At 72.9% G+C, this 23668-nt stretch carries 20 protein-coding genes; 13 read left to right on the top strand and 7 right to left on the bottom strand.

Going from position 1 to position 23668, the window contains the following annotated elements:
- The first annotated feature begins 90 nt into the window (after window positions 1–90).
- The 3 genes from ACQP1P_RS30735 (at window position 91) to ACQP1P_RS30725 (ending at window position 4339) form a co-directional block, all read left to right on the top strand.
- Entirely contained in the window at window positions 91–1080 is a 990-nt protein-coding gene (locus tag ACQP1P_RS30735; protein WP_433076067.1) for a LacI family DNA-binding transcriptional regulator, read from the top strand.
- On the top strand, window positions 1077–3377 hold the full coding sequence (locus ACQP1P_RS30730) for a beta-glucosidase family protein (RefSeq protein ID WP_433076065.1): 2301 nt from the start codon (window positions 1077–1079) through the stop codon (window positions 3375–3377). Before ACQP1P_RS30735 ends, ACQP1P_RS30730 begins: the two co-directional genes overlap by 4 nt.
- A gap of 95 nt (window positions 3378–3472) precedes the next feature.
- The gene (locus tag ACQP1P_RS30725; RefSeq protein WP_433076063.1) at window positions 3473–4339 is read left to right on the top strand and encodes a class II glutamine amidotransferase; all 867 of its coding nucleotides are present in this window, start codon (window positions 3473–3475) and stop codon (window positions 4337–4339) included.
- Window positions 4340–4394: 55 nt separating this feature from the next.
- Here the strand turns inward: ACQP1P_RS30725 and ACQP1P_RS30720 are convergent, their stop codons facing one another.
- Window positions 4395–5372, bottom strand: coding sequence for a hypothetical protein (locus ACQP1P_RS30720; RefSeq protein ID WP_433076061.1), 978 nt, complete (start codon window positions 5370–5372; stop codon window positions 4395–4397).
- Between the two features lie 149 nt (window positions 5373–5521).
- Here ACQP1P_RS30720 and ACQP1P_RS30715 point away from each other — a divergent pair, with 149 nt between their 5' ends.
- The 6 genes from ACQP1P_RS30715 to ACQP1P_RS30690 are packed head-to-tail and all read left to right on the top strand — an operon-like array spanning window position 5522 to window position 12110.
- The gene (locus ACQP1P_RS30715) at window positions 5522–6544 is read left to right on the top strand and encodes a LacI family DNA-binding transcriptional regulator (RefSeq protein WP_433076059.1); all 1023 of its coding nucleotides are present in this window, start codon (window positions 5522–5524) and stop codon (window positions 6542–6544) included.
- Entirely contained in the window at window positions 6541–8136 is a 1596-nt protein-coding gene (locus ACQP1P_RS30710; protein WP_433076057.1) for an FAD-dependent oxidoreductase, read from the top strand. The genes ACQP1P_RS30715 and ACQP1P_RS30710 overlap by 4 nt, the downstream gene beginning before the upstream one ends.
- A 22-nt stretch (window positions 8137–8158) precedes the next feature.
- Window positions 8159–9418, top strand: a complete 1260-nt coding sequence (locus ACQP1P_RS30705; protein ID WP_433076055.1) for an ABC transporter substrate-binding protein — start codon at window positions 8159–8161, stop codon at window positions 9416–9418.
- Between the two features lie 2 nt (window positions 9419–9420).
- On the top strand, window positions 9421–10308 hold the full coding sequence (locus ACQP1P_RS30700) for a carbohydrate ABC transporter permease (protein WP_433076053.1): 888 nt from the start codon (window positions 9421–9423) through the stop codon (window positions 10306–10308).
- Complete coding sequence (locus ACQP1P_RS30695; RefSeq protein WP_433076051.1) at window positions 10298–11140, top strand: carbohydrate ABC transporter permease; 843 nt, start codon at window positions 10298–10300, stop codon at window positions 11138–11140. The genes ACQP1P_RS30700 and ACQP1P_RS30695 overlap by 11 nt, the downstream gene beginning before the upstream one ends.
- A gap of 7 nt (window positions 11141–11147) precedes the next feature.
- Window positions 11148–12110, top strand: a complete 963-nt coding sequence (locus ACQP1P_RS30690; protein ID WP_433076049.1) for an acetylxylan esterase — start codon at window positions 11148–11150, stop codon at window positions 12108–12110.
- A gap of 204 nt (window positions 12111–12314) precedes the next feature.
- Here the strand turns inward: ACQP1P_RS30690 and ACQP1P_RS30685 are convergent, their stop codons facing one another.
- The 3 genes from ACQP1P_RS30685 to ACQP1P_RS30675 all read right to left on the bottom strand — a co-directional run bounded on the left by ACQP1P_RS30685 (window position 12315) and on the right by ACQP1P_RS30675 (window position 15130).
- The gene (locus ACQP1P_RS30685) at window positions 12315–12761 is read right to left on the bottom strand and encodes a hypothetical protein (protein WP_433076047.1); all 447 of its coding nucleotides are present in this window, start codon (window positions 12759–12761) and stop codon (window positions 12315–12317) included.
- Window positions 12758–14128, bottom strand: a complete 1371-nt coding sequence (locus tag ACQP1P_RS30680) for an O-antigen ligase family protein (protein WP_433076045.1) — start codon at window positions 14126–14128, stop codon at window positions 12758–12760. The genes ACQP1P_RS30685 and ACQP1P_RS30680 overlap by 4 nt, the downstream gene beginning before the upstream one ends.
- Window positions 14129–14248: 120 nt before the next feature.
- The gene (locus tag ACQP1P_RS30675; RefSeq protein ID WP_433076043.1) at window positions 14249–15130 is read right to left on the bottom strand and encodes a hypothetical protein; all 882 of its coding nucleotides are present in this window, start codon (window positions 15128–15130) and stop codon (window positions 14249–14251) included.
- 149 nt (window positions 15131–15279) lie between these two features.
- Between ACQP1P_RS30675 and ACQP1P_RS30670 the strand changes: the two genes are divergently transcribed.
- Window positions 15280–16941 carry a beta-1,3-glucanase family protein gene (locus ACQP1P_RS30670; protein ID WP_433076041.1) on the top strand — a complete coding sequence of 554 codons (1662 nt, stop codon included), beginning with the start codon at window positions 15280–15282 and terminating at the stop codon, window positions 16939–16941.
- A gap of 58 nt (window positions 16942–16999) precedes the next feature.
- Here ACQP1P_RS30670 and ACQP1P_RS30665 read toward each other — a convergent pair whose 3' ends face one another.
- Window positions 17000–18130 (bottom strand): serpin family protein, encoded by a 1131-nt coding sequence (locus tag ACQP1P_RS30665; RefSeq protein WP_433076039.1) that lies wholly within the window; start codon window positions 18128–18130, stop codon window positions 17000–17002.
- A 34-nt stretch (window positions 18131–18164) separates the two neighbouring features.
- A complete protein-coding gene (locus ACQP1P_RS30660) occupies window positions 18165–19208 on the bottom strand; it encodes a LacI family DNA-binding transcriptional regulator (RefSeq protein ID WP_433076037.1) in 1044 nt (347 codons plus the stop codon).
- A 180-nt stretch (window positions 19209–19388) separates the two neighbouring features.
- Between ACQP1P_RS30660 and ACQP1P_RS30655 the strand changes: the two genes are divergently transcribed.
- Genes ACQP1P_RS30655 through ACQP1P_RS30645 form a run of 3 tightly spaced genes read left to right on the top strand, consistent with a single transcriptional unit; the run spans window position 19389 to window position 22443 of the window.
- Window positions 19389–21320 (top strand): beta-galactosidase, encoded by a 1932-nt coding sequence (locus ACQP1P_RS30655; RefSeq protein WP_433076035.1) that lies wholly within the window; start codon window positions 19389–19391, stop codon window positions 21318–21320.
- Window positions 21310–21846, top strand: a complete 537-nt coding sequence (locus ACQP1P_RS30650; protein ID WP_433076033.1) for a DeoR family transcriptional regulator — start codon at window positions 21310–21312, stop codon at window positions 21844–21846. The genes ACQP1P_RS30655 and ACQP1P_RS30650 overlap by 11 nt, the downstream gene beginning before the upstream one ends.
- A 30-nt stretch (window positions 21847–21876) precedes the next feature.
- Window positions 21877–22443, top strand: coding sequence for a hypothetical protein (locus tag ACQP1P_RS30645; RefSeq protein ID WP_433076031.1), 567 nt, complete (start codon window positions 21877–21879; stop codon window positions 22441–22443).
- A 98-nt stretch (window positions 22444–22541) separates the two neighbouring features.
- Here ACQP1P_RS30645 and ACQP1P_RS30640 read toward each other — a convergent pair whose 3' ends face one another.
- On the bottom strand, window positions 22542–23642 hold the full coding sequence (locus ACQP1P_RS30640; protein WP_433076029.1) for a glycoside hydrolase family 53 protein: 1101 nt from the start codon (window positions 23640–23642) through the stop codon (window positions 22542–22544).
- Window positions 23643–23668: the final 26 nt, after the last annotated feature.

Here is a 23668-nt window from a genome sequence, read left to right as displayed (position 1 = left end):
TTGTTACGAGCGTTGTCAATCGTTGTCGATAACGTTATCGGACGCTATGGTGCCCTCGTGAAACCCAGTTCCCGAGTCACGATCCGAGACGTGGCGGCCACCGCCGGCGTCTCGGTCGCGACGGTGTCCAAGGTCCTCAACGCCCGCTACGGGGTGTCCGCGGCGACCAGCGCGCACGTCCAGGCGGTCATCCGCGAGCTGGGCTACGAGGCCAGTCTGGTCGCGCAGAGCCTGCGCAACCACAAGACCAACGTGATCGGCATCCTCGTGGCCGACCTCGAGCCGTTCTCCACGGAGCTGCTCAAGGGCGCCGCCAAGGCGATCAAGGACACCGGGTACGAGCTGGTCGTGTACTCGGCCGGCGGGCGCACGGTCGATCACGCCGGCTGGGAGCAGCGGTACCTTTCACGCCTGTCCGGCACCCTGGTCGACGGCGCCATCCTGGTCACCCCGACCGTGGTCGAGGTCGAGTTCGGGCAGGCCGTGGTCGCCGTCGACCCGCACGCCGGGCCGACCGGGCTGCCGACCGTGGACTCGGACAACCTCGCCGGGGCCCGGATGGGCGTGCGGCACCTGGTCGAGCTCGGTCACCGGCGCATCGCCCTCATCGGCGGCCGCGGGGACCTCGAGTCCGCCAAGCTGCGCGAACAGGGCTACCGCGAGGAGCTCGCCATGGCCGGCATCGCGCCCGACCCGGGGCTCATCCAGCCCGGCAACTACGACGCCGACGACGCCGCGGCCGCGGCCCGGCGGCTGCTGGAGCGCCCGGACCGCCCGACCGCGCTCTTCGCCGCGAACGACACCTCGGCCATCGCGGCCATCGAGGTCGCGGTCGCGATGGGGCTGCGGGTGCCGGAGGACCTGTCGGTGGTCGGCTTCGACAACGTGCCCGAGGCCGCCCTGGCGACCCCGTCGCTGACCACCGTGGAGCAGCCCATCCACGAGATGGGGCACCGGGCGATCGACCTGCTGATCCAGCTCATGAACGGCGAGCCCGTGGACAACACCCACGTCCGGCTGGCCACGCGTCTCGTGGTGCGCCAGTCCACCGCGGCCTTGGAAACGGAGCGACGAGCGTGACAGAAGCTTTTCGGGACGCCGGTGAGCCGGTCGCCGTGCGGGTGGCCGACCTCATGGCGCGGATGTCCCTGCGCGAGAAGGTGGCGCAGATGTACGGGGCCTGGCTCAACGTCGACGACACGGCCGGTGAGGTCGCCCCGCACCAGAACGACCAGGCCCCCGACCCCATCGACTGGCCGGAGCTGGTCCGCCACGGGCTCGGGCAGGTGACCCGGCTCTACGGCTCCGCCCCGATCGAGCCCGAGGCCGGCGCCCGCCGCGTCGCCGACCTGCAGCGGCAGATCATCGCGGGCGGCCGCTTCGGCATCCCGGCGATCGTGCACGAGGAGTGCCTGAGCGGCCTGGCCGCCTGGCGGGCGCCGATCTTCCCGACGCCGCTGGCCTGGGGCGCGAGCTTCGACCCGCGGCTGGTCGAGGCGATGGGCGCGCACATCGGGGCCACCATGCGCCGCCTCGGCATCCACCAGGGCCTCGCCCCGGTCCTCGACGTGGCCCGCGACCTGCGCTGGGGCCGCGTCGAGGAGACCATCGGCGAGGACCCGTACCTCGTCGGCACCATCGGCGCCGCCTACGTGCGCGGGCTGCAGTCCGCCGGGATCGTGGCCACCCTCAAGCACTTCGTCGGCTACTCCGCCTCCCGCGCCGGGCGCAACCTCGCCCCGGTGTCGATCGGCCCCCGCGAGCTCGCCGACGTGCTGCTGCCGCCGTTCGAGATGGCGCTGCGGGCCGGGGCCCGCTCGGTGATGAACAACTACACCGACATCGACGGGGTGCCGGTCGCCGCCGACCCGACGCTGCTCACCGAGGTGCTGCGCGATCGCCTGGGCTTCGACGGCACGGTCGTGTCGGACTACTTCGCGATCGCGTTCCTCGAGTCGCTGCACGGCGTCGCGGCCGACCGGGCCGAGGCCGCCGCCGCCGCGCTGCGGGCCGGCATCGACGTGGAGCTGCCCGGTGTGAACTGCTACGGCGGCCCCCTGCTCAAGGCCATCGAGGCCGGCGACGTCGGCGAGGCGCTCATCGACCGCGCGGTGGAGCGGATCCTGCGCCAGAAGTGCGAGCTCGGCCTGCTCGACGCGGACTTCGCGGCCGAGCCCGCCTACCTCGCCGCACCGTCCCCATTGGACGATGCCGAGGCCCGCGACATCGCGCGGCGCCTCGCCGAGCGCTCGATCGTGCTGCTGCGCAACGACGCCGGCGCCCTGCCGCTGGCGCCCGGCACCCGCCTGGCCGTCGTGGGCCCCGGCGCGCACCGCCCCGACGCGCTGTTCGGCTGCTACTCGTTCCCGCGCCACGTGGGCATCCACCACGAGGGCCTGGAGCTCGGCGTCGAGGCACCGTCCATCGTGGACGCGCTCGGCCTCGCCTTCCCGGTGTCGTACGCCCAGGGCTGCCCCGTCCTCGGCGGCACCGACGAGGACATCGCCGCGGCGGCCGCCGTCGCCGCCGAGGCCGACGTGTGCGTGGCCGTGCTCGGCGACCTCGCCGGGCTGTTCGGCACCGGCACCTCGGGCGAGGGCTGCGACGCCCGCGACCTGCGACTGCCGGGCCGCCAGGAGGAGCTGCTCGAGGCGCTGCTGGCCACCGGCACCCCGGTCGTGCTCGTCGTGCTGGCCGGGCGCCCCTACGAGCTGTCCCGCCAGATCGACCGGCTCGCCGCCGCGGTGTGCACGTTCTTCCCGGGCGAGGAGGGCGCCGCCGCGCTCGCCGGCGTCCTCAGCGGCCGCGTGAACCCGTCGGGCCGGCTCCCGGTCGGCTTCCCGGGCGCCGGCGCGTCCCAGCCCACCACCTACCTCGCCGCGCCCCTGGGCCGGCGCAGCGAGGTGTCGACCGTGGACCCGAGCCAGCTCTTCCCGTTCGGCCACGGCCTGGCCTACGCCGACGCGGAGTGGGGCGCGGTGTCGCTGCACTCGCCGGACGGGTGGGCCACCGACGGGGAGATCGAGCTGACGGTGCCGCTGCACAACCCGGCCGGGCGGGAGGTCAGCACCGTCGTGCAGGTCTACGCCCACGACCCCGTGGCCCAGGTCGCCCGCCCGGTGCGCCAGCTGCTCGCGGCCCCGCGGGTGGACCTCGCGCCCGGCGAGTCGCGCACGCTGGTGGTGACCCTGCACGCGGACCTGCTGTCCTACACCGGCCGTGACGGGCGGCGCATCGTGGAGCCGGGCGACGTCGAGCTGCTCGTCGCCCGTTCCAGCGCCGACGTCCACACGGCCGTCCGCGTCCCGGTCGTCGGCCCGGTCCGCGAGGTCGGCGCGTCCCGGCGCCTGCACCCGGCCTGCACCGTGATGCCCTGAGCGCCCCGCCGTCCGGCGGGCCCGGCGCCGCTCACTCCTGCCGGGTGAGTGGGGCCGGGGCCGGGGCGGCCGAGGATCGGGTGAGGAGGTGCGAGATGTGCCGATGGCTCGCGTATTCCGGCTCGCCGATCGCGCTTGAGGAGCTGCTCTACAAGCCCGAGCACTCGCTGATCGACCAGAGCATGCACTCCCGGCTGGGGGTCGGTACCACCAACGGCGACGGGTTCGGCGTCGGCTGGTACACGCCGGGCGCCGAGGACGAGCCGACGCTGTTCCGCGGTACCGGACCGGCGTGGGGCGACGACAACCTGCGCGAGCTGTCGCGCTCGGTGCGCAGCGGGCTGTTCCTGGCCCACATCCGGGCGAGCACCGGCACCCCGGTGCAGCAGACGAACTGCCATCCGTTCCGCCACGGCCGCTGGCTGTGGCTGCACAACGGCCGCATCCGCGGCTACACCGCGCTCAAGCGCACCCTCACGCTCGCCGTCGAGCCCACGCTGTACCCGTACATCGGCGGCTCGACCGACTCCGAGCTCATGTTCTACCTGGCGCTGACGTTCGGCCTGCCCCGCGACCCGGTCGGCGCGGTGGAGCGCATGGTCGCCTTCATCGAGGACGAGGGCATGCGGCAGGGCATCGAGCACCCGGTGCAGATGACGGTCGCCACCACCGACGGCGAGCGGCTGTGGGCGTTCCGGTACTCCAGCGAGCACGTCAGCCGCTCGCTGTACTGCAGCACCGCCGTCGACACGCTGCGCACCATGTACCCGGAGAACCCGGTGCTGCAGCGGGTGTCGGAGCCCACCCGGATCGTCGTGTCGGAGCCGCTGGGCGGCCTGGTCGGCGCCTGGCAGCCGGTCTCCGAGTCCAGCTACGAGCTCGTGACGCCGGACGGCAACACCGTCGGCACCTTCCGTCCCGACCGCGACCGCGCGCGCGACATGCAGACCGCGAGCGGATGAGCGCCCGCCCGGCTCCCCGGCCGGGAGCCGGGGCCGGGCGGGCGCATCCGATCGCTCACACCGCCCGGGCGACCGCGATCGTGGCGGACAGGCGCGCGCCGGCCTCGTAGAACATGTACTCCACGCCGCCGTCGGTGCCGAACGACGGGGCCGCGCTGCGCCCGTTGTCCGGCGCCCCCGACAGCGCGGGGTGGAACACGCCCAGGTGCACCTCGCGGTCGAAGGCGTTGCCGACCTCGGTGATGAACTGGTTCCCGCCGTTGCCGTGGTACACGACGTACGCGGTGCCGTTGCGCTTGAGCAGGTGCGCGCCCGAGATGTCGCTCTGGCCGTCGGGGCCGGGGTAGACCAGCGGCGTCGGATCGAACTGCCAGCTCTTGGCGTCCGACGACCAGCCCCAGAAGATCTTGCGGGTGCCGCTCGTGACGCCCATGAACAGCATGACGTACTTGTTGCCCAGGCCCGTGACGGTGTGCTCGAAGACGCGGGCGTAGGAGGTCTCGGTCGTGCCGGGCACCATCGACGTGCTCAGCACCACGCCGAAGTAGGTGTAGTGGATGCCGTCGGTCGACCAGGCCATCCGGGTCGTGTTGTTCTCGCCGTGGAAGTAGCAGTAGAACTTCTTGTTCGACGCGCTCCACAGCACGTGCGGCGACGACACGTGGGTGACCGAGTAGTACGGTGACCAGGTGTTGCTGATGATCGGGTTGGCCGCGTACTCGGTGAAGGGGCCACTGAGCGAGTTGCCGTAGGCCAGGCAGATGCCGCCCGGCTTCTCGTGCGGCGCGTAGTAGAGGTAGTAGCGGCCGAGGCCGCCGGTGATCTTGTCGTACACGCCCCGGATGCACGGGAAGATGAGCTCGTTGGTCGGGTTGTAGCGCAGTGCCGACTTGTTGAACGGCACGCCGATGTACTGGTAGTTGGGGAATCCGGCTGGTGCGGCGGACGCTGCTGTTGCCCGCAGCGACAGGGCGCCGATGGCGGCGGCGCCCGTGCTCAGAGCCGCTCCCTTGAGCAGTTGGCGGCGATTCATGGATGGGAGTGTCTGACCGGCGCGCGCCCCCGGTCAAGGTGCTAATACGAATTATCAGCGAGAGTTCGGGCTTGACGAAACCTCGTCACAGGGTTCAGGATCACTGGCCAACGGCTGATAATGCGCATTAGCACAGATCGGACGGCTACGTGACCGCAACTCCCCGGCGCCTGACCCAGCGGGACATCGCCCGCATGACCGGCGTCAGCCAGGCGACGGTGTCGCTCGTGCTCAACGGGCGCTCCGACGGCGACGTGCGTATCGCGCCGGAGACCCGTGAGCGGGTGCTGCAGGCGATCCGGGACAGCGGCTACGTCGCCGACCCGATCGCCCGCCGGCTCGCCGCGCGGGACAACCGGATCATCGGCGTGTTCACCTACGAGCCGGTCTTCCCGGCCGGCAACAGCGACTTCTACCACCCGTTCCTGGTCGGCATCGAGGAGCGGGCCGAGGCCCTGGGCAGCGACCTGCTCCTGCTGACCAGCGCCCCGGTGGTGGACGGGCGCCGGCGCATCTTCCACGAGGGCAACCGGCTGCGGCTGGCCGACGGCTGCATCCTGATCGGTCGCGTGCTCGACCGTGACGAGCTGGCCCGGCTGGTCGCGGACGGGTTCCCGTTCGTCTCCGTCGGCCGGCGCGACGACGCCGGCGGGCCGGTGCCGTACGTCGGCGCCGACTACGCGGGGGCGACGGAGGCCCTCGTGCGAAAGGCGGTCGGCCTCGGGCACACCCGCCTGGCGTACATCGGCCAGGGGGAGGGGCCGGAGTCGCACACCGACCGCAAGGCGGGCTTCGCCCGGGGCGTGGCCGAGGCCGGGATCACCGGGCTGCACCTGCCGCCCGACGACCTCGGCGCGGTGCTGAACAGCGGTGCGACGGCGGTGTTCGCCGAGGAGCACAGCGACGGCGTCGCCCTGGCCGCGGCCATCGGCGTGAACTCCCCGTCCGGCGCGCGGCCCGACCTGTCCATCGTCACGCTCGGGCAGCCGACCAGGCACGTGACGGACCCGACCGGCACGCAGTTCACCGGTTTCGAGATACCCCGTCGAGCGATGGGGGCCCAGGCCCTCGAGGTGCTCACCGCGCTCATCGACGGCCAGGAGACCCAGCGGCAGCGGCTGCTGCCCTGCGAGCTCATCCCCGGCACCACCCTCAAGGAAAGTTGGACATGAAGACTGAAGTCCTGATCGTCGGCGGCGGTCTCGGCGGGGTCGCCGCGGCGCTCGCGGCGCTGCGGGCGGGCCGGCGGGTCGTGCTCACGGAGGAGTACGACTGGATCGGCGGCCAGCTCACCAGCCAGGCGGTGCCGCCGGACGAGCACTCGTGGGTGGAGCGGTTCGGCATCACGGCCAGCTACCGCGCCCTGCGGGACGGGATCCGCGAGTACTACCGGCGGCACTACCCGCTCACCGCCGCGGCGCGCGCCTGGGGCGACCTGAACCCGGGCGCCGGGTACGTGAGCCGGCTCTGTCACGAGCCCCGGGTCGCGGTGGCCGTGCTCGAGGCGATGCTCATGCCCTACCGCAGCAAGGGTGCCCTGACCGTGCTGCAGCCGTACGTGCCCGCGGCCGCGGCCACCGACGGCGACCGGGTCACCGCGGTGACCCTGCGCCATCGCGACACGGGCGAGACGCTCGACGTGAGCGCCGCCTACGTCCTCGACGCCACCGAGACCGGCGACCTGCTGCCGCTGACCGGCACCGAATACGTCACCGGCTTCGAGTCGCAGGCCGACACCGGCGAGCCGAGCGCCCCCGCGACCGCCCAGCCGACCAACATGCAGGCCGTCTCGGTGTGCTTCGCGGTCGACCACGTCGACGGCGACCACACCATCGACCGCCCGGCCCGCTACGACTTCTGGCGCGACTACGCCCCGCCGTTCTGGGGCGGCCCGCTGCTGTCGTTCCGCGCGCCGAGCCCGCGCACGCTGGAGCCGACCGAGCGGATCTTCGACCCGAACCCGGACGACGACCCGCTCGCCGTCGACGCCGACCAGCGCCGCAACCCCGGCGACCACAACCTGTGGACGTTCCGGCGCATCGCCGCGCGCAACCTCTTCCTGCCGGGCGCCTACGAGTCCGACATCTGCCTGGTCAACTGGCCGATGCTGGACTACTTCGAGCACCCGGTCATCGACGTGCCCGACGCCACGAAGCACCTGGCCGCGGCCCGGGAGCAGGCGTTCTCGGTGCTGTACTGGCTGCAGACCGAGGCCCCGCGCCCCGACGGCGGGACGGGCTTCCCCGGCCTGCGGCTGCGCGGCGACGTGACCGGCAGCGCCGACGGGCTGGCCCAGGCGCCGTACATCCGCGAGTCCCGGCGCATCCTCGCCGAGACCACGGTCGTCGAGCAGGACCTGGCCCTCGCCGTGCGCGGCGACAAGGGGGCCGTGGCCTACCACGACTCGGTCGGCGTCGGGATGTACCGCATCGACCTGCATCCCTCGACCGGCGGCGACCACTACATCGACGTCGGCTGCTGCCCCTTCCAGATCCCGCTCGGCGCGCTCATCCCGCGCCGGATGGACAACATCCTGGCCGCCGGCAAGAACATCGGCACGACGCACATCACCAACGGCGCCTACCGCCTGCACCCCGTCGAGTGGAACGCGGGCGAGGCCGCCGGTGCGCTGGCCGCGTTCTGCCTGGACCGCGCGTGCTCCCCGCGCGCGGTGCGCAACACCCCCGGCCTGCTCGCCGAGTTCCAGGCCCGCCTCGACCGCGACGGGGTCGAGCGGGCCTGGCCCGACGTCGCCGGCTACTGACACCCCCATCAAGGAGAACCCGATGAAGTTCCGCGTCGCGATAGCAGCCCTGTCGCTGCTCGCCCTGGCCGCGTGTGGCGACGGCAAGGGCAGCACGCCCGCCGCCGAGGAGACCGGCCCGGTCGAGCTGCGCATGACCGTCTGGTCGGCCAACGAGGCCCACCTCAAGCTGTTCAACGACATCGCCGCCGAGTACAAGACGGCCCACCCGAACGTCAGCGTGAAGTTCGACCCGCTGCCGTTCGAGTCGTACTCGACCACGCTCACCACCCAGATCGCCGGCGGCAACGGGCCGGACCTCGCCTGGATCCTCGAGGACTCGGCGCCGGACTTCGTCGGCTCGGGCGCGCTGCTGCCGCTGGACAAGATCGAGCAGGCCGACGACCTCGCCCCGGCCGCCACGAAGCTGTGGCAGAACGGCGGGAAGCTCTACGCCTACCCGTTCTCGACCTCCCCGTTCGGCATGTTCGTGAACACCGACCTGCTCAAGCAGGCGGGGCAGGACAACCCGGCCGACCTCGTCACCGCCGGCACCTGGACCTGGGACAAGGCGTTCGCCGAGGGCGCGGCGGTCAACGCGAGGACCGGCACCGCCGGGATCGTGGTCCGCGACTTCGACTACAAGACCTGGAGCAACCTCTCGACCGTCTGGACCGGCTGGGGCGCGCAGGCCTGGAGCGCCGACGGCAAGACCTGCGGGTTCAACGCCCCCGAGATGGTCGACGCGATGACCGCCCTGCACAAGGCCGTCTTCACCGACAAGGCGATGCCCGGCCCGGGCGTGGCCGCGGACTTCTTCGCCGGGCAGTCGGCGATGACGGTCACCCAGATCTCGCGCGCCTCGCTGCTCAAGGACGCCAAGTTCGGCTGGGACCTGGTGCCCCTGCCGGCCGGGCCCAAGGGCAAGTACTCGGTCGTCGGCCAGGCCGGCCTCGGGGTGCTCAAGAAGAGCAAGCACGCCGGCACGGCCGCGGACTTCCTGACCTTCTTCACCAACCCGGCCAACAGCGGCAAGCTCGCGCAGTACTTCCCGCCGGCCCGCAAGAGCCAGCTCTACGCCGAGACCATGGCCAAGACCAACCCGCTGCTCAAGCCCGCGCAGCTGCAGTCGGTCGTCATCGACGGCATCTCCACCGGCGTGGTCAAGCCCAGCCACACCGGCTCGGCCGAGATCGCGCAGAACGTCCGCGCGTCGCTCGACCCGCTGTGGAAGCCCGACGCGAACGTCAAGAGCGTGCTGGACAACGTCTGCACCGGCGTGAAGCCCCTGCTGGCCAAGTAACGATGCGATTCTGGACCGCGCGCCGGCGCGACCATCTGGCCGGCTATCTGTTCATCGCGCCGCAGCTGGCGGGCACGATCGTGTTCGTGCTCGTCCCGCTGGTGCTGGTCGCGTGGTACAGCCTGCACGAGTGGAACGTCCTCGCCGACGAGTTCAACTTCGTCGGCGGGGACAACTACCGGCAGCTCGCCGACGACCCCAACCTGCCGAAGGTGCTCGCCGCCACCGGGCTGTTCTCCGCCGGGCTGCTCGTGCTCAACCTCAGCCTGGCGCTGCTGCTGGCGGTGCTGCTCAACCAGCGCCTGCGCGGCACGGTGGTGTTCCGCACGCTGTTCTTCTCGCCGGTCGTGGTCTCCATGGTGGCGTGGACGATCGTGTGGGGCTTCCTGCTGCAGGACAACGGCGGCGTCAACGGCATCCTCGACACCGTCGGCGCGCACGGGCCCAACTGGCTGCGCGGCGACGTCACCGCGATGATCTCGGTCATCGTCGTGCAGGTGGTCAAGAACGTCGGGCTGAACATGGTGCTGTTCCTGGCCGCGCTGCAGGGCGTGCCGTCCGAGCTCTACGAGGCGGCCCGCCTCGACGGGGCGAGCGCCTGGCGGGCCTTCCGCAGCATCACCGTGCCGATGATCAGCCCGACGATCCTGCTCACGTCGATCATCACGGTGGTCGGCTCGCTGCAGGTGTTCGCCCAGATCGCGGTGCTCACCCAGGGCGGGCCGGGCACCTCGACCACCGTGCTCGTCTACTACCTCTACCAGCAGGCCTTCCAGTTCCATCACTTCGGCTACGGCGCCACGCTCTCGCTGGTGCTGTTCGCCATCGTCCTGATCCTGACCACCGTGCAGTGGCAGCTGCGCAAGCGATGGGTGTTCCATGAGTCATAAGAAGACCTGGCGGCTGAAGACGGCGCTCTACGGCCTGCTGTGCGTGCTGGCGATCCCGTTCGTCTTCCCGACCTGGTGGATGGCGACCTCGTCGGTGAAGCCGGTGAACGAGGTCTTCAAGTTCCCGCCGACGCTCATCCCGACCAGCGTCGACTTCTCCGCCTACAAGCAGGTGTTCGAGGCGCAGCCGTTCGCGCAGCAGTACCTCAACAGCATGTACATCGCGATCGTGTGCACGGTCGGCACGCTCGCGGTGTCCTCGCTGGCCGGCTACGCGTTCGCCCGCATCCGCTTCCGCGGCCAGAACGCGCTGTTCCTGCTGGTGCTCACCGGCCTGCTGGTGCCCAGCGAGGTGACGATCGTGCCGCTGTTCCAGATGTTCCAGCGCTGGAACATGATCGACACGCACTGGCCGCTCATCCTGGTGCCGATCTTCGGCGCCCCGAGCGTGCTGGCGACGTTCATCATGCGGCAGTTCTTCATCGCGCTGCCGCCCGAGCTGGAGGAGGCCGGCCGCATGGACGGGCTGAGCCGCTTCGGGCTGTTCCGCCGCATCGCCCTGCCGCTGTCGCGCCCGGCGCTCGGGGCGGTCGCGATCTTCACCTTCCTGCACAGCTGGAACCTGTATCTTGAACCGATCGTGTTCCTCTCCACCCCCTCGAAGTTCACGCTGCCGCAGGCGCTCACCCAGTTCGTCGACGCCTACGGCGGTCCGGCGTGGAACGTGCAGCTGTCGGCGGCGACGCTGACCGCCGTCCCGGTCCTCGTCGTGTTCGTCATCGCCCAGCGCCAGTTCATCGAGGGGCTCGCCCACACGGGACTGAAAGGCTGACGACGCCGTGCCGCTGTCCGACCTCACGCACGAGGAATGCCTCGCCTATCGCAGCCGGGCCGTCGAGCCGGCCGGTTTCGACGCGTTCTGGGCGGACGTGCGCACACCCCCCGGCCCGGCCTCGTTCGAGCCGGTCGAGACGAGCCTGAAGACGCTGCGGGTGTACGACGTGAGCTTCCCCGGCTACGACGACCACCCGGTGCGCGGGTGGTTCGTCGTGCCGGCCGGGGCCGAGGGGCCGCTGCCGTGCGTGGTGGAGTTCCCGGGGTACAACGGCGGCCGCGGCCTGCCCGAGGACTGCCTGCTCTACGCCTCGGCCGGCTACGCCCACCTGTTCGTCGACGTGCGCGGCCAGGGCAGCGGCTGGCGGCGCGGCGACACCGGGGACCCCGAGCCCGAGGGCGCCGGGCCGCAGCACCCGGGCTTCATGACCCGGGGCATCCTCGACCCGTCCCGGCACTTCTACCGGCGGGTCATCACCGACGCGGTGCGGGCCGTGCACGCGGCCCGCAGCCACCCCCTCGTCGACTCGGCGCGGGTCGCGGTCACCGGGATCAGCCAGGGCGGCGGCCTGACCCTCGCCGTGGCCGGCCTCGTGCCGGACCTCGCGGCGGCCGCCGCCGACGTGCCGTTCCTGTGCGACATGCGCCGCGGCGCCGAGCGGGCCGCGACCGGCCCCTACCTCGAGGTGGCCGCCTACCTGAAGGTCCACCGCGACCGGGTGGACACGGTGTTCGGCACGCTCGGGCACTTCGACGGCGTGCACTTCGCCCGGCGCGCGAGCGCCCCGATCCTGTTCAGCGTCGCGATGATGGACACCACGTGCCCGCCCTCGACCGTCTACGGCGCCTACCACAACTACGCGGGCCCGAAGCGGATCGAGGTCTACCACTTCAACGGGCACGAGGGCGGCGAGACCGTGCAGCACGCCGAGCGCCTGCGGTTCCTGGCCTCGGTCCTGCACCCGTAGACGGTGGCCGACAGCATCCGCCGGTGACCAACGGGGAGAACGACGGTCCGCGGCCCTCGTCGCCGCCGCGCTCATCGTCGCCGCGTTGCGCATCGTCGCCGGGTTGGTCCTCCACGCGGCCGGCGGCCACGCCTGACGACGGCGGTGCGGGGAGGATGCCGGCGGTGCGGGCCGGGGCCGGCTGCCCCGGCCCGCACCATCAGGTCAGCTCTCGACGTTGACGATCTCGCGGCCGGTGTCCAGGTTCACGTAGCCGATGCTGCCGTAGATGTTCGCGTGGCCGACGGCGTAGGCCACGCCCGCCTCGAACGGAGCGCCGGTGCTGGTGACCGGCACCTTGACCTTCTGGGTGGCGCCCGTGCACCACTGCTCGCCCAGGTAGCCGCCGCCGTGCGTGGTCGTGGTCGGCGTGACGGTCTGGGTCACGTCGACGCTCAGGCTGAATCGGCTGCCGGTCGGGCAGGTGACGCTCACCGTGACGATGGTGGCCGCCCCGTTCGCCTTGAGCTTGGCCTGCTTCACGATCTTGATCGCCGCGGTGCCGCTCGACTCGGACTGCAGGTTGACCGCCGCGCCGGCCGGCACGGCGAACGCGAGCACCGCGCCGAGCGCCAGCGCGCCCGCGCCGAGGTGGGACTTCTTGACCTTCACTGGGTGACCTCCCCGTTCGATGGTGGTGCGGACTCTTCTCCGTGGTGCGGGCCCGCCATGCCGGCGAGCACGCCGAGGACCAGCGGCACGACCGCCAGCTCCCACAGGAAGTCAAAGGCGCTGTGCACGGCGAGCGCGGCGATGGCGGCCACCGCACCGGCCCACAGCGGCGTGCGGGCGAACCCGCGGCGAAGGCCCGGCGCGAGCGCGGCCAGCAGGGCCAGCAGCAGCACGAGGCCGACGATGCCCAGGTCGACGAGCCATTGCAGGTATTCGTTGTGCACCCACCGGCTCACCACGAGCCGGCCCTGGAAGTCGAACCAGAAGTACCGCGCCTGCCCGGGCCCCCGGCCGAGCCACAGGTGCGCGCCGGCCTGCTCCAGCGCCGAGTGCCACGCGCCCGATCGCCCCTGGGAGGCGAGGGTGAGGCGGCGCCGCAGCACGGCGTCCAGCGTGGACGGTCGCAGCAGCAGCGCGCCGGTCGCTCCCGCCGCGGCCAGGCCGAGCGCGGGCAGCGGCCGCAGCAGCGCGATCCCGGCCCCGGCGGCGAGCCCGGCGAGCGCCACGAGCGGTGCGGGCGCGGCGTCCACCGGGAACGACGGCACCAGCGCGGCCACGGCCACCGCGGCGCCGAGCGCCGGCGGGAGCAGGCGGCGCACGAGCAGCCGGCGGTCCGGCGCGAACGCGAGCATGACGAGCACGCCCGCGGTCAGGGCGATGCCGCCGGCCCGGCTGAGGGTGGCCCCGAGCCCGGCCAGGATCAGGAACAGGGCCAGGACGCGTGCCCTGGAGGCCGGCTCGGCGAGCACCCGGGCGAGGGCGAGCAGCGCGGCGGCCGCGAGGACCGCGGCCGCCGCGTTCGGGTAGGTCAGGGTCGACGCCCCCCGATACAGCGTCGACTCGACCAGCACCGACCAGCGCCCGATCCGCAGCGCCACCCCGGCCCAGGCGGTCGCCGCGACGAGCGCGCCGAGGCCGGTGAGCCCGAGGGCGAGGTCGGCGGGGCGTGCCCGGCGGGCCGCGACCACGCCCGCGAGCAGCGTGAGCAGCGCCAGCGCGATGCCCCCGGCGCCGGCGAGCCCGCCCTGCGCCGCCGCCCGCAGCAGCGCCCACCCCGCGATCGCGGCCGCGGCGATCCCGGGCGCCCGCAGGTCGCGCAGGTCCCCGGCGCGCGGCCGGGTCACGACCAGCGCGACGACCAGCGCGACGAGCGCCAGGACGGTCACCAGGATGCGGCCCGGGAGGTAGAACCCGCCCTGCGCCACGACGCCGGCGGTGATCGCGACGAGCAGCGCGAGCGTCGGTGCCGACCGGTCGCCGATCGTCGCCGATCGGGCCGGAATCGCTTGCAGCGCAGGCGAATCCACCACAACCACCCTCCCCGTCAGAGTGTTGAGCCGGGACCGACTCTAACGACTCCTGACGATGTGTGCGGGTGGGATTTCCGACAGGAACCTTTTCGGCACCCAATGCGTCGTGGTCGATCCTCAGCAGCTCACGTCGACGTCCAGCACCGCCACCGCGCGGGCGCCGGTGAGCACGACGGTGCCGATCTGCGTGTCGCCGTCCTGCTCGTCCCAGTCGACGGGCAGGTAGCCGGTGCCGTGCACCGCGACCGGCGCGACGCGCTCGAGCAGCACGTCGAGGAGGTCGTTGGTGACGTGCGCGGCGATGTGGTCCTCGGGCAGGGCCGGGTAGTCGCCGTCGCCGTCCCAGTCGGCGCCGAGGTCGTCGAGGCCGCCCCGGGCCACGTTCAGCAGGGCGGTGCGGATGTCGTCGGGGGAGTACTCCCGCAGGTCCGGCACGTCCTCGCCCGGCTCCTCGCGGGTGGCGGCCCACCACGCGCCGGGGCCGGCGGCGTCCGGCTCGCCGAGGAAGACGCGGAACGTCACCGGGTCGTTGTTGTTGAGCCACAGCTGGTCGCTGAGCAGGGTCAGCAGGCACGGGATGCGGCTGTCCTGCGGCGGCGGCGCCACGGCGGGCGCGGCCGCGATCGTGATCCGCAGCGTGCGGTCCTTCCAGTCGTGCAGCAGGAGCACGAGGTCGTCGGCCGGCTCGCGGCGCAGCTGGACGTATCGGCTGGCGAGCTCGCCCGCGAGGAACGCGCGCAGGGCCCGGCCGCGGTCGTCGGCGGCCGGTATCCACTCGGCGAGCAGCGCCGCCACGTCCTCGACCGGGTCGCCGTCGAAGCGCTCGGTGTGGGCGAAGTCCGCGCGCCAGCCGGGGGTGGCGTCGGGGGACCACGCGGCGAGCAGCCACACGGCGGCGAGGACCACCGCCTGCGGGCCGGTCGGGCGCGGCCCGGCGGCGAGCGGTCCGGGCAGCGGCTGCGGCCGGTAGGCATCGGTGTAGCTGGTCAAACGGTCCACGGGGAGATCGCATCACACCGGGTCGAGTTCCATTGACAACAATCTTTACCGATCGATATGTTGAGAGCGCTCTCAGACTCCCGCCCCGCCCTCGTACCCCGAGTCGTGAGAGCGCTCTCTGACGCCCGTCCGCACTGGAGGACACCGCCATGCTCCTCAGACGAAGACTGCCCGGGCTGCTCGGCGCGCTGGCCCTGGCCATCACGGCCGGCACCGCCGGAGCCCTCGCCGCCGCCCCGGCCGCGCACGCCGTCGGCCCGAACCTGCTGCCCGTCACCGTCTCCAACACCACCGGCCGCGGCGACGCGGTCTACCTGTACGTGCTCGGCGTCCAGCTCAGCAGCGGCCGCCTCGGCTACGTCAACGCCGCCGGGGCGTTCACCGCGTGGAGCGGCGGGCAGATCCCGCCCTCGCCGGCCCCGGACGTCTCCATCGCCGGCCCCGGCAACGGGGGCTCGACCACGCTGCAGTTCCCGCGCGGCTTCTCCGGCCGGGTGTACTTCTCCCTCGGTGAGAAGCTGAAGTTCTTCCTGACCCCGGACGGGCTCGTGCAGCCCGCTCCCTGGGCGGCGGGGGACCCGAACCAGAACATCCTGTTCGACTGGAGCGAGTTCACCTACAACGACGCCGGCCTGTGGATCAACAGCAGCCAGGTCGACATGTTCGCGGTGCCGCACGCCGTGACGGTCACCGGGGCCGGCGGCGCCACCCAGCGCGAGGGCGACCTCGTCAACGACGGCCGCAACGCGGTCATCAACCAGATCAAGGCGCAGGCGGGCTGGGCGAACACCGTCTACACGCGCTCGGACGGCACCGTGCTGCGCGTGCTGTCGCCGGGCAAGGCGGCCGGGGCCGGGCTGCTCAGCCCGACGCTCATGGACTCCTACATCACCACGGCGTGGAACGCGTACACCACCAAGACGCTGACCGTGGTGCCGTTCGCCGACCAGCCGAACACGAAGTACTTCGGCCGCACCTCGGGCAGCACCATGACGTTCACGAACGCCTCGGGCGCCGTGGTGGCCTCGTTCAACCGGCCCGGCAGCGCCGACGTGTGGGGCTGCGCGGGCAACCTGCCGGCCCCGAACGACCAGGTCGTCGGCCCGATCTCCCGCACGCTGTGCGCCGCGCTGAACCGGGGCACGCTCGGCACCGTGGACACCCAGCCGGACCTGAACTCGGCCGGCTTCTACAAGAACAGCCCGACGAACCAGTACGCGCGGATCATCCACGCGAACATGGCCGACGGGCGGGCGTACGCGTTCCCGTTCGACGACGTCGGGCACTTCGAGTCGCTGGTCACCGACGCCGACCCGCGCTCGGCCTCCATCATCCTCAGCCCGTTCGGGGCCGGTGGCGGCACGGGCGGGACGATCTCGTCGAGCACCTGGTACAGCACCGTGAACAAGACCAGCGGCAAGTGCGTCGACGCGCGCTCGTCGGGCACCGCGAACGGCACCGCGATCCAGCAGTACACCTGCAACAACACGTTCGCGCAGCAGTACCTGTTCCAGCCGACCAGCGGCGGCTACGTGCGCATCAACAACCGCAACAACCCGGCCCAGGTGCTCGACGTCGACGGCGTCTCCACCGCGGACGGGGCGGTCGTGCACCTGTGGGCGTACGGCGGCGGCGCCAACCAGCAGTGGCTGCCGGTCTCCGAGGGCGGCGGCTACTACCACTTCGTCAGCCGCAACAGCGGCAAGTGCCTGGACGTGCCGAGCGCGTCGACGGCGGACAGCGTCCAGCTGCAGCAGTGGACGTGCAACGGCTCGGGCGCCCAGTCGTTCCGGCTGACCGCCCAGTCGTAGTGCCGCAGCTGTCGTAGCTGTCCGGCGGCGGCCCCGGGACCGGCGACGGCCCCGGGGCTCAGCCGTTGTACCGCTCGGGCTCGGCCACCCAGCCCGCCACGAGGACGAGGCCGGTGGCGCGGTGCACGGCGGCGAACCCGAACGGCCGGTCGAACGTGACGGTGACGACCCGGCGGCGGTGGGTGCGATCCGGCAAGAACGCCCCGGCGAGCCGCATCGCGAACGCGGTCACCGCGGAGGCCTCGAAGCCCGCGCCGGTGAACTCGGCGACGGCGTCCTGCCGGGCCTGGGAGACCGACATCGGCACCGGGCTGATGCCGGGGAAGTGCCCGGTCCGGTCGTCGGCGGCCGCGCGCAGCCCGAAGAGCTCCGGCTCCTTGAGCAGGTCGTGCGCGCCGCGGACGGCGAAGCGGACGGCGTTCACCACCAGCTCCGGCGTGTCGTCGGCGGCCTCGACCTCGCGCACGGTGACCCCGGGCGCGGCCCGGTCCGGGTCGAGGGGCCGCGCCGGGGCGCCGAGCGCCGTGATCGCCGCGGGCAGCACCGCGCCGGCGGCCCGGCCGGGCTCGCCCAGCGCCAGCACCACGTCGACGTCCTGCGCCCCGGCGACGGTCAGCAGGGTGATAGGGCCGGCCGCGGTGTGCGCGACCCGCAGCGCGTCCAGCCCCGCGGCCCCGCGCGTGCGGCGGTGCAGCCCGGCCAGGTCGCGCCCGGCCCAGGGTCCGGTCTCGGGCCGCTGCACGCCGTCGTCGAACGGCTCGGCCCAGGCCGTGCGCACCGACAGCGCACAGGCGAGGACCATGAGCGTGTCCTGCCCGGCGCGGATCGGCATCGCCGGGACCGCGCCGCGGGTCTGCTCGCTCGCCCAGGCGTCGAGCGCGGGCTGGTCGACGTCCGGGTCGCCGGTGAGCGGGCGGCGCCGGTCCGCCGGCACGGCGGCCGTGAACGCGCCGGTCAGCGGGGCGTCGGCGCGCGACCAGACCGCCGCGGCCATCCGGGCGGTGGGCGAGTCCGGGATCTTGAGGGGCTCGGGGGCGACGGCCAGCAGCTCGTCGCGGGCCGGGCCGCCGGCGTGGGGGCCGAGCAGCGCGAGCAGGACGTAGACGCCGGCGCCGGAGAGCACCGTGCCGCCGTCGTCCACTGTGGACGCCCAGCGGGCCGTGAGGGCGTTGGCGTTCGTGGTCGTCATGTCGGCAGCCTACCCACGGAAGCCTACCCGCGGCTCAGGCCGACTCGCGCACCACGAGCTCGGTCGGGATGATCACCGCGGCCGGGCTGTCGCCGTCGATCTGGCTCAGCAGCAGGCGCACCATCTCGGCGCCGATGCGGGGGTAGGACTGGCGGACCGTGGTCAGCGGCGGCTGCGTGTCCGTGGCGATCCGGCTGTCGTCGAACCCGCCCACGGCCACGTCCGCGGGCACCCGGCGGCCCGCCCGGTGCAGGGCGCTCAGCGCGCCCGCGGCCATCAGGTCGGAGGCGACGAACACGGCGTCGAGGTCGGGGGCGGCCTCCAGCAGCCGCCGCATCGCCGCCTCGCCGCCGGCCCGGGTGTAGTCGCCGTGCGCGACGAGGTCGACGGGGTCCGGGGTGTCCAGCGCCAGCGCCTCGCGGTAGCCGGCCAGCCGCTCGACGCCGCCGGAGGTGTCCAGCGGGCCGGTGATGGTGGCGATCCGGCGGCGGCCCGACTCGCGCAGGTAGGTGACCATCTGCCGGGCCCCGTCGCGGTCGTCGGCGGCCACGTAGGCGGCCTGGCGCTCGTAGCCGATGGGCTTGCCGCAGGCGACCACGGGCAGGCCGCGGGCGAGCAGCTCCGGGATGAGGGGGTTGCCGCTGTGCGTGGAGACCAGCAGCGCCCCGTCGACGTGGCCGCCGGTGAGGTACCGCCCGAGCCGCTTGCGGTCCTCGAGGCTGCTCGCGAGCGTCAGCAGCAGCGTGATGTCGTGCTTGGCGAGGGCCTGGGTGCAGCTGTGCAGCAGCACGTTGAAGTTCGGGTCCTCGAAGAGCCGCTCCTGCGGCTCGGACAGGATGAACGCCACGGACTGGGAGCGCTGGGTGACCAGGCTCCGCGCGTGCTGGTTGACGACGTAGCCGGTCTTGCGCATGGCGCGCTCGACCGCCTCCTGGGCCGCGTCGCTGACGTCGTGGCCGCCGTTGAGCACCCGGGACACCGTGCCCCGGCTCACCCCGGCCGCCGCGGCCACGTCGTTGATCGTGGGGCGGCGGGCGGGGCGGCGCCGGGGCTCGCGAGGTTCTGGCACGATCGCCATTCTGCCCCAGCGTCAGCCGCCGTCAGCTCCCGAGAGCAGGTCGATCCGCGCCTCATGGGATGGCTGCAGTCGGAAGGGTGTCCGACTGGGAGCGTTCACGGTTCCGGCCCGCTTGAACGTCGCCTCAGGAGCGCTATAGTGCGCAGATCCGCGCTGGGAACGTTCACGGTAGGAGCAACAGTGGGGGATCTGCGGCTCGACGGCCTCGCCTACGGCGGGGACTACGCCCCCGAGCAGTGGCCCGAGGAGGTGTGGGCCGAGGACGTCGCGCTCATGCGGGACGCGGGCGTCAACCTGGTCAGCGTCGGCATCTTCAGCTGGGCGCTGCTGGAGCCGTCGCCGGGGGAGTACACCTTCGGCTGGCTCGACCGCGTGCTCGACCTGCTGCACGGGGCCGGCATCCGGGTCGACCTGGGCACACCCACCGCCGCGCCGCCGCCGTGGTTCGCCCGGCGCCACCCGGGCGCCCGGCTCGTCGACCGGGCCGGGCACGTGCTCGGCCAGGGCGGGCGGCAGAGCTTCTGCCCGAGCGCGCCCGAGTACGCCGCGGCCGCCGCCGGCATCGCCGAGCAGCTCGGCCGCCGCTACGGCGAGCATCCGGCCCTGGTCCTGTGGCACGTGCACAACGAGTTCGCCGGGGTCAACGCGCACTGCTACTGCGACACGTGCGCCGGGGCGTTCCGCGGCTGGCTGCGGGACCGCCACGGCGACCTGGCCACGCTGAACGCGGCCTGGGGCACCGCCTTCTGGGGCCAGCGCTACGGCGAGTGGGACGAGATCGAGCCGCCGCGGCTCGCCCCGACCGCCGTGAACCCGGCCCAGCAGCTGGACTTCCTGCGCTTCTGCTCCGACAACCACCTGGCCAACTACCGCCGCGAGCGCGACGTGCTGCGGGCGCACTCGCCGGCGGTACCGATCACGACCAACTTCATGATCGCGAACTGCAAGTGGCTCGACTACTGGAAGTGGGCCGGCGAGGTCGACGTCGTGGCCAACGACCACTACCTCGCCTCCGAGCGCCACGACCGCCACGTGGAGCTCGCGATGTGCGCCGACCTGACCCGCAGCCTCGCCGGGGGCGCCCCCTGGCTGCTCATGGAGCACTCCACGAGCGCGGTGAACTGGCAGCCGCGCAACATCGCCAAGCGCCCCGGGGAGCTGGCCCGCAACAGCCTCGCCCACGTGGCCCGCGGCGCCGACGGCGTGATGTTCTTCCAGTGGCGGGCCTCGCGCTTCGGCGCCGAGAAGTTCCACTCGGCGATGCTGCCCCAGGCCGGCACCGGGACCCGGATCTGGCGCGAGGTCACCGGCCTGGGGCAGCGGCTGGCCGGGCTCGGCGCGCTGCGCGGCAGCCGGGTCGCGGCCGACGTCGCGATCGTCTGGGACTGGGAGGCGTGGTGGGCGCTGGAGCTGGAGTGGCGCCCGTCGGCCGACGTGACGTTCCGCGAGCGGGTCGAGGCCTACTACGCCCGGCTGTGGGAGGCCCATCTCACCGCCGACTTCGTGCACCCCGAGGCGGACCTCGGGCGCTACCCGCTCGTCGTGGTGCCGTCGCTGTACCTCACCACCGCCGCGGCCGCCAAGAACCTCGACGCCTACGTCTCGGGCGGCGGGACGCTCGTGGTGTCGTACTTCTCCGGCGTCGTGGACGCCAACGACACCGTGCCCGACGGGCCGTACCCGGGCTCCCTGCGCGACGTGCTCGGCCTGACGGTGGAGGAGTTCCTGCCGCTGCGCGCGGGCGAGCACGTCCGGCTCAGCGACGGCTCGGCCGCCGACGTGTGGGCCGAGGACGTGCGGCTGGCCGGAGCGGTCCCGGTGCTGGCGTACGTGGACGGGCCGGCGCCGGGCGGGCCGGCGGTCACCCGGCACGAGCGGGGCGGCGGGGTGGCCTGGTACGTCTCGACCCGCCTGGCCGACGCGGACCTGGGCCGGCTGCTGGAGCGGGTGTACGCCGACGCGGGGCTGGGGGAGCGGCCCGCCGTACCGTCCACTGTGGAGCTGGTGTCCCGGCCGCCCTATCTGTTCGCCATCAACCACGGCACCGAGCCGGCCGAGGTGCGCGGGACGGCCGTGCCCGCCGGGGAGGTCGTGGTGACACGTGATCATTGAGCTGCGCCGGGCCGAGATCCTGGCCGCCGCCCGCCAGCGCGGCGGGGTCGGGCTGCGGGAGCTGAGCCGGCGCTTCCACGTCTCGATCCCGACCATCCGCCGGGATCTGTCCGCCCTCGCCGAGCGGGGGCTGGTGCGGCGGGTGCACGGCGGGGCGGTTCCGCTCGCGGCCGACGCTCCGCCGCAGGACGTGCGGGCCGCGGCCGCCCTGGTCGAGCCGGGCATGGCGATCGGGATCTCCGGCCGCCGGCGCGGGCCACGGCTGGCCGCGCTCGTGGACGGGGTGACCCTGGTGACGCCGATGCTCGCGGTGGCCCGGGCCGTGCGGGGCGAGTCGGTGACGCTGCTGCTGGTCGGCGGGGTACGCACCCCGTCGGGCAGCCACGCCGGGCCGCTGGCCGAGCAGACGCTGCGGGGCCTGCACCTGGACATCGCGTTCGTCGAGCCGTGCGTGAGCGGAGACCTGCTCGCCGCCGCGACCGACCAGGCCATGCTGCGCCGGGCACGTCGGCGGATCACCCGGTAGTGCCCGTTTCTTCACCATATGATGGAGTTCATGTCGCCCGACGTCCGTGCCGCCTATGAGGAGATGCTCGCCGCGCAGGTCGTGCCGCGGCTGCGGGACCTGGGATTCGGCCCGGACTTACGGCGGGACCGGCCCGGCAAGGGGACCGTGGCGATCGGGTTCGCGGGCGAGCGGGCCACGTTCCCCGGCCAGGTGGCCTTCGCGGTCGAGGTGCGGGCCGCGACCGGGCGATGGGTGTCGTACGCTCGCCAGACCGGCGCCGACGAGCTGGCCCAGATCTGGGGGCGGGTCGCGCCGCCGGCCGGGTTCGGCTTCCACCGCGGCAGCGACGACTGGAACCTGCGCACGGCCGCCGACGCGCCCGGCTACGGCGAGGAGATCGCCCGGCTGCTCGGCGACGTCGTCGTGCCCGGGATCGAGCGCCACCTCGAGCTCGACGCGGCCCTGGAGCGGGCGTTCGCCGACGGGGAGGCGGTCGCGGCGTTCGGGCCGCCGCCGGCGCTGCCGGGCATCATCAACCGGATGTCGTACGCCGAGCCGGACGACCCGTACGTGGCGTGGCTGCGGGCCGGTGCGGTGCGCACCGGCTCGTCGTAGGGTCACGCCGTCGTCAACCGGATGTCGTACGCCGAGCCGGACGACCCGTATGTGGCGTGGCTGCGGGCCGGTGCGGTGCGCACCGGCCCGTCGTAGGGTCACGCCGTCCAGGCGACGTTCGGGTTGATGTGCCCGGTCCAGTCGAACAGCGCCATGTTGTCCCACTGGTCGCCGGTGCCGTTGATGTTCGCCGGGTCCCAGCCGTTGCCCTTGACGGCGTACCAGGTCGGCTCCCAGTAGAAGACCCCGACCGCGCCGGCCGAGCGGGCCGTGTTCTGCACCGCGGTGAACTGCGCGCCCTGGCCCTGCCACGTGGCCGGGTAGCCGGAGCACGGGGCCGAGCCGCCCACGGAGTTCGCCTCCGTGTCGGCGTTCGCGGCGGTGAACGGGTAGGCGGTCTCGGCGAGGATGACCGGCTTGCCGTAGCGGGTGCGCACGTCGCCGATGACCGCGGACAGGTTGGCCAGGGTGCCGTGCCACATGCAGTAGTACGACAGGCCCGTGATGTCCCAGGTCACACCCTTGGCCCGGATGCCGTCGTAGAACCAGCGGGCATTGGCGTCGCTGTCGGCGTCCGCGGTGTGGATGATGACCTGGGTGCCGCTGTTGCAGGCCTTGGTGGCGTTGTACCCGGACTTGAGCAGCAGGCTCAGGTTCGTGAAGTCGTTGTTGACGACCTTGCCGTCGTTCCAGAGCATGCCGACGTTGATCTCGTTGCCGATCTGCACGCTGTCCGGCGTCGTGCCCTGGGCCTTCAGCGCGTTGCAGACCGACAGGGTGTAGTTGTAGACGTCGCTCTGCAGGGCCGAGATGCCGTGCGAGGCCCAGGCGGCGGGCTTGTACTGCTTGCCCGGGTCGGCCCAGGTGTCCGAGTAGTGGAAGTCGATCATGAGCTGCAGGCCCTTGGCCTTCGCGGCCCTGGCCTGGACCAGGACCTTGGCGAGATTGTTGTAGCCGCTGGCCGGGTTGTTCCAGATGCGCAGGCGCACGTAGTTGACGCCGACGCCCTTGAGGATGTCGAGCGGGTCGGCGGCGGTGCCGGCCGCGTTGTAGTACTTGGCGCCGAGGTCGAGGCTGCGCTGCAGCGACGACACGTCGGCGCCGCGCATGCTGATGGTGGCCGCCGCGGCGGGGGCGGCGTTGCTGACGGCGATCGCGGCGCCGAGTGCCACGACGGCGACGATGGCGGTTCTTCGCACGGGCTCTCCTTCGCTGGCTGGGCTGC

It is taken from the genome of Dactylosporangium sp. CA-052675, from assembly GCF_050947935.1.
Lineage (GTDB): Bacteria > Actinomycetota > Actinomycetes > Mycobacteriales > Micromonosporaceae > Dactylosporangium.
This window is presented reverse-complemented; position numbering and strand designations above follow the sequence as displayed.